At 32.4% G+C, this 5,487-nt stretch carries 7 protein-coding genes; 6 read left to right on the forward strand and 1 reads right to left on the reverse strand.

From position 1 onward, the window contains the following. Positions 1-162: 162 nt before the first annotated feature. The 6 genes from FLJC2902T_RS15435 (at position 163) to FLJC2902T_RS15460 (ending at position 3,694) form a co-directional block, all read left to right on the forward strand. Entirely contained in the window at positions 163-501 is a 339-nt protein-coding gene (locus FLJC2902T_RS15435) for a hypothetical protein (protein ID WP_023580738.1), read from the forward strand. Positions 502-687: 186 nt separating this feature from the next. Further along, positions 688-1,224, forward strand: coding sequence for a hypothetical protein (locus tag FLJC2902T_RS15440; RefSeq protein ID WP_023580739.1), 537 nt, complete (start codon positions 688-690; stop codon positions 1,222-1,224). A 242-nt stretch (positions 1,225-1,466) separates the two neighbouring features. Continuing rightward, a complete protein-coding gene (locus FLJC2902T_RS15445) occupies positions 1,467-1,841 on the forward strand; it encodes an ArsR/SmtB family transcription factor (RefSeq protein ID WP_035679264.1) in 375 nt (124 codons plus the stop codon). Continuing rightward, positions 1,838-2,437, forward strand: coding sequence for a mercuric transport protein MerTP (gene merTP, locus FLJC2902T_RS15450; RefSeq protein WP_023580740.1), 600 nt, complete (start codon positions 1,838-1,840; stop codon positions 2,435-2,437). The genes FLJC2902T_RS15445 and merTP overlap by 4 nt, the downstream gene beginning before the upstream one ends. 1 nt (position 2,438) lies before the next feature. Then, entirely contained in the window at positions 2,439-2,645 is a 207-nt protein-coding gene (locus FLJC2902T_RS16550) for a GDCCVxC domain-containing (seleno)protein (protein WP_069796431.1), read from the forward strand. A gap of 284 nt (positions 2,646-2,929) precedes the next feature. After that, positions 2,930-3,694 carry an Eco47II family restriction endonuclease gene (locus FLJC2902T_RS15460; RefSeq protein ID WP_023580742.1) on the forward strand — a complete coding sequence of 255 codons (765 nt, stop codon included), beginning with the start codon at positions 2,930-2,932 and terminating at the stop codon, positions 3,692-3,694. On the opposite strand, the gene dcm is transcribed toward FLJC2902T_RS15460, so the two are convergent. Beyond that, positions 3,670-4,908: a DNA (cytosine-5-)-methyltransferase gene (gene dcm, locus FLJC2902T_RS15465; protein WP_023580743.1), complete on the reverse strand. Its 1,239-nt coding sequence runs from the start codon at positions 4,906-4,908 to the stop codon at positions 3,670-3,672. The genes FLJC2902T_RS15460 and dcm overlap by 25 nt on opposite strands. Positions 4,909-5,487 lie beyond the last annotated feature (579 nt).

Raw genomic sequence — 5,487 nt, forward strand, 5'->3', positions numbered from 1 at the left:
AATTTAATGTTGGTTTTGTATTTGTAAACTTAATCTTAAATTGATACTTTTGGGAAAACAATCCCCCACCTGCAGCAAGCTGGCGGGACGTTAGCCGTCAGTTTAGACAAACGAAACTTAAACGTGATGAATAAATTTCATATATAACTAAAAATCAATTTAATGGTTAAAAATATTTTAGCTTTTTTAGGTATTTTACTTTTAATTTTTGAAGCTTATGGCTACATTCAAAATGAAAGAATTACTGGAAAATATTGGCAAAACATAGGAAAAGTAAAAGTTGGGATGACATTAGAAGAGGCCAGAAAAATTATTGGAGATTCTAAATACGAATCTTGGACACAGGATAATAAGTCTGGAGAAATAATTGTATCAAAAGATACTAACGGAAAAATATCATATGCGATTGAATATGATATGGTTTTCGGTGCTTCAGACAACCCAAAAATATATTTTGATCCAAATACACTAATTGTAACAGAAATTTCAAAAGGAGAATAAAAAGCAAATAAAACCGAACGGCTAACAGCAGTTTGCAGCAAGTGGGGCTTTAAGGCAAAATTTAATGTTGGTTTTGTATTTGTAAACTGAATCTTAAATTTATACTTTTGGGAAAACAATTCCCCACCTGCAGCAAGCTGGCGGGACGTTAGCAACAAGCTTCCCAAAACGTAACCTAAAAGCATCATGAAATTAAACTTAACAATATTTTTAGCATTGATATTCTTTTCATGTCAAAATGCACAGAAAACTGATGTTAATGAAAACGCAAATCAATTCTTTGAATTTGATGAAATTGATCATTATCATAAAGATATAACCATGAAACAATGGGCAGAAATTGGTAAAAAGCATGAAAATAAAACTCCCGAGGAAATTATATTGTTTAAAATACTAAACGATTATTACCCGACTTCTATTAACAACAAAAATTTCATTGTTGAATTAGAGAAATTATATCCTGAAAAAAGCAAAATTTCGAAAAGTAAATTCAAAGAAATTGGCGAAATATTTAGCGAAAAATATCATGGGAATTTTGTGCTTGCTGGCTGTGAACCTTTCTACAGAGACGTTTTGGTTTTTAAGAAAAAAAATAAAATTGTGGGAATTTCGAAAATATGTTTCCAATGCGCATTGCATAGTACTATTGGAACTAAAAAGAATACTGAACAACTTGGACAAAATGGAGATTACAAAAAGCTAGAACAATTATTAATAAATTAAAGCCTGTTGCTAACAGCAGTTTGCAGCAAGTGGGGCTTTAAGGCTAAATTTAATGTTGGTTTTGTGTTTGTAAACTTAATCTTAAATTGATACTTTTGGGAAAACAATTCCCCACCTGCAGCAAGCTGGCGGGACGTTAGTGGCAAGGCTATGACGACACAACCCGACAGACAAATCGGGTTCTTTTTGATATTTTGTATTTTAGTAATTGCTTAAATAAACAAATTAACTATCTTTGCAATATGGACAACAATTCTTGCATACGACAACAAGCGGACATTAAACAAATAAATCGCTGTAAAAACCGAGTTTCAGAACTCAACGGCTCGTTTGACTATTTATCGAACGGACTTGAATTAGCGGGAAACAACGTAAGACTGAAAATTCTCTTTCTATTATATGAAGAAAAACGACTCTGTGTTTGTGATATGAGCGACATTCTTGGTATGACAATTTCGGCAATTTCACAACACTTGCGAAAACTCAAAGACCGAAAACTAATTGAAACCGAACGAGAAGCACAAACCATTTTTTACTCATTGACAAAAGAGTATGAAAAAATGCTGAAACCGTTTTTTAAAATACTTGACGAAAACAAAATTTTAGAAACATTATGAAAACAGACAAAAAACTAATCGGAGCAGGACTTTTAACAGCAATTGCAGCTTCATTGTGTTGTATTACTCCAGTCTTGGCTTTAGTAGCAGGAACAAGCGGACTTGCTTCTACTTTTTCTTGGCTCGAACCTTTCAGACCGTATTTTATCGGTTTGACAATTTTGGTTCTTGGTTTTGCTTGGTATCAAAAGTTGAAACCTAAAAAGCAAATTGACTGCAACTGTGAGACAGAAGAAAAACCAAAATTCATTCAGTCAAAAATGTTTTTAGGAATTGTAACAGCATTTGCAATCGTTATGCTTGCCTTTCCATACTATTCAAGCATTTTCTACCCAAAGAAAGAAAAGCAAATCAAAGTAGTGGACAAATCCAATATTCAAAAAGTAAAATTTACGATTAGCGGAATGACTTGTGCGAGTTGCGAAGAACACGTAAATCACGAAGTAAATAAATTGACAGGAATAATAAGTTCAAACGCTTCATATGAAAATGGAAATGCAATCATAGAATTTGACAACTCAAAAACAAATATTTCTGAAATCGAAAAAGCAATAAACTCAACAGGATATTCTGTAACCGACAAAAAAGAAAATTAAAATGGAAATCAAATTACAATCAACAATAACTTGCCCCAACTGCGGACATAAGAAAGAAGAAACAATGCCAACAGACGCTTGCCAATATTTTTACGAATGTGAAAAATGCAAACAAGTTCTAAAACCAAAACAAGGCGACTGCTGTGTTTATTGTAGCTACGGAAGTGTTGCTTGTCCACCAATTCAGCAGGACAAAAAATGTTGCTGACAGACGGAAAACAAAGAAGCCCAGCCACTAACAGCGGTTTTATGAAATGGCTGGGTTCAGTGTTTATCAGTAATGGTCAGTGTTTACATTTCTTTCTCCGAAAGAGGCTTTTTTCTTTCAGTCTTTTAGGTATATTTGTAAACATCAGTAATAAAATTCCGCCACTTCATAAAGCCGGCGGGACGTTAACTGTTATTCTACCCCAAAATTGCGAAAATCAGAACCTTTTATAAAGTTGAATAAAAATTCTTATTTTAGCTACCGAAAACTAACTCAAAAATAGAATGAAAAATAAGTATGTAGATTTTATTTCGGATGAACATTTTTTAGATTGCGTAGCAAATCTTCATAAAGCATACTTAAAAGCTAAAAATAATATTACAAAAAAGAACTTTTACACCAATAAAGTTGATACCATCAAACTAACATTTGATGCTAAATTCAATGATATAGATGAAGAAAGTTTAATTCAGGCAGAAATATTAAGACAAATTGACAAATCAATAAATAATTCCATCGGAACTTTTCACGAGCAAATATTGGGTGGAATTAAAGGTTTTGAAATTGGAAATTTGAGTGGTTATGATATTAAAGCAAAAGATAATACTTTGTTTGCTGACATAAAAAATAAGCACAATACTATGAATAGTAGTTCCGCAGAAGCACTATTTCAAAAATTATCGAAATATGCTGATGAAAATAAAAAAGCTAAATGTTATTGGGTTCAAGTTTTAGCAAAAAGTAGTTTTTGTGAACTTTGGAAAGGAGAAATTAACGGAAAAGAATATAGTCATAGCAGAGTTTACAAAATTTCGGGTGACCAATTTTATGCTTTACTTTCTGGTAAAGAAAATGCACTTTTCCAATTATATAAAAACCTTCCTATTGCAGTTGCTGATTATTTGAATTCTATTGAAAAAACAAAATCTAATGCCGAAAATTCAGCATTAGACGAAATCAAAAAAGAAACTAAAACTTCAAAAAGAACAATATTAGACCAAATTACTTTTGAAAATTATAGTTACTATTTAGGATTTGATAAGCTGTAATAGCTATTCAAAAACTTAACAATAGAATATCCAACTTCTTTTCCCAAATTTACAGGAACAGCATTTCCTATTTGTTTATATTGCTGAGCTATAGAACCTTCAAATTTCCAGTCATCAGGAAAAGTTTGAATTCTCGCATATTCTCGAACCGTAAACGGTCGAGTTTCTTCGGGATGACATCTTTCTGTTTGTTTTTGTGCAGGACTACAAGTCAATGTTAAACAAGGTTCATCCCAACCTATTCTTCTTGCAATCCCAGTTTTTCCACCACCAAGATGGAAACTTCCTCCCATAAATTCTTTTTGAATATCTAAAGGTAAATCTCTCCAATAGCCTTTTTGTGGTACTAATTTCAAAACATCAATTTTGCTTTTTGGATATTTTGAACCTTCTGATTTTGGAACATCGCAATCAAACAATTCGCCTTTTTTCAAAGCATCTTTTAAATTATAAACTTTCTTATAAGGTTTTGGATATTCATATTTTAAATCAACATCTTTTCTAATTCCAACTAAAATCAATCGTTCACGTTTTTGCGGAACATTAAAATTAATTGCTTTTAAAACTTGAACAGGAACAACATTATATCCAATTTCATCCAAAATAGAAATCATTCCTTGAAGAGTTTTACCATTTTCGTGACTCAGCAAGCCGCGAACATTTTCACCAATACAAATCGGAGGATTTACTTCCTTAACAACTCTAGCAAATTCATAAAACAAAGTTCCTCTTGCGTCGGCTAAACCTAATTTTTTTCCAGCATAACTAAACGCTTGGCAAGGAAATCCACCAGTTACAATATCAACTTTGTTTTCATATTCTGTAAAACTAAAAGATTTAATATCTCCTTCTAAGACATTCCAATTTGGACGATTTTTTCTTAATGTTTGGCAAGCCCATTTATCAATTTCATTTAAAGCTACACATTTCAAACCAGCTTTTTCCATACCAACTGCTAAACCACCAGCTCCAGCAAAAAGTTCCAAAACTGTATATTCATTTTGTGGTTCAACATAGTTTGAAACAGTTTCTCTAACACTCTCTTCTAAAAAATCAGCAAATAAAGTATCAACTTCAGATTTCCTGTAAACTCTATAATTACTCATAGGTTCACGAACTGCTGTCAATTTTCCTTCTTTATCCCAACGTCTCAAAGTTTCTTTACTTTTACCAATATATTCAGCAGTTTCCGAAAGCGTCAAATATTCACTCATAACCAAATTGTTTAACCTTACACAATGGTTACAAATTTAAAAGAAAAATCGGAACAACCAAATGAAAGAAAAGAAAAAAAGAACAACAGTTAACAGGGGTTTTGTGAAAGTGGGGTTTTAAGGCTAAAAATAATATTGGTTTTGTATTTGTAAACTTAATCTTAAATCGTTAGTTTTGGGTAAACTAATCCCCACCTTCACAAAGCCCCGGGACGTTAGCGGTAAGTGCTCACAACGTTTTTTTTTTAGCAGGAAATCCTGCTTTTCATAACACATCTCCCATTAATTTCTTTGCCTAATCGTTGTGGTTACTTTGTAAATTCTCTTTGTGTTTTCTTTGCGTGCCAAGTTTGCCTTAAATCTTAAGCACCTACCTCTAACAGCGGTTTTAAAAAATGGCGGGGTTAGGGATTTATCGGTAATGGTCAGTGAATATTTTTCTTCTCCGAAGTGAGGCTTTTTCTTTCAAACTTTTCGGTATATTTGTAAACGTCAGTAATAAAATTTCCGCCACTTCTTAAAGCCGGCGGGACGTTACCAGCAATATTATGAAAAAAGTGGTGAATTCAAGAACCTAAC

It is taken from the genome of Flavobacterium limnosediminis JC2902 (assembly GCF_000498535.1).
Classification (GTDB): Bacteria; Bacteroidota; Bacteroidia; order Flavobacteriales; family Flavobacteriaceae; genus Flavobacterium; species Flavobacterium limnosediminis.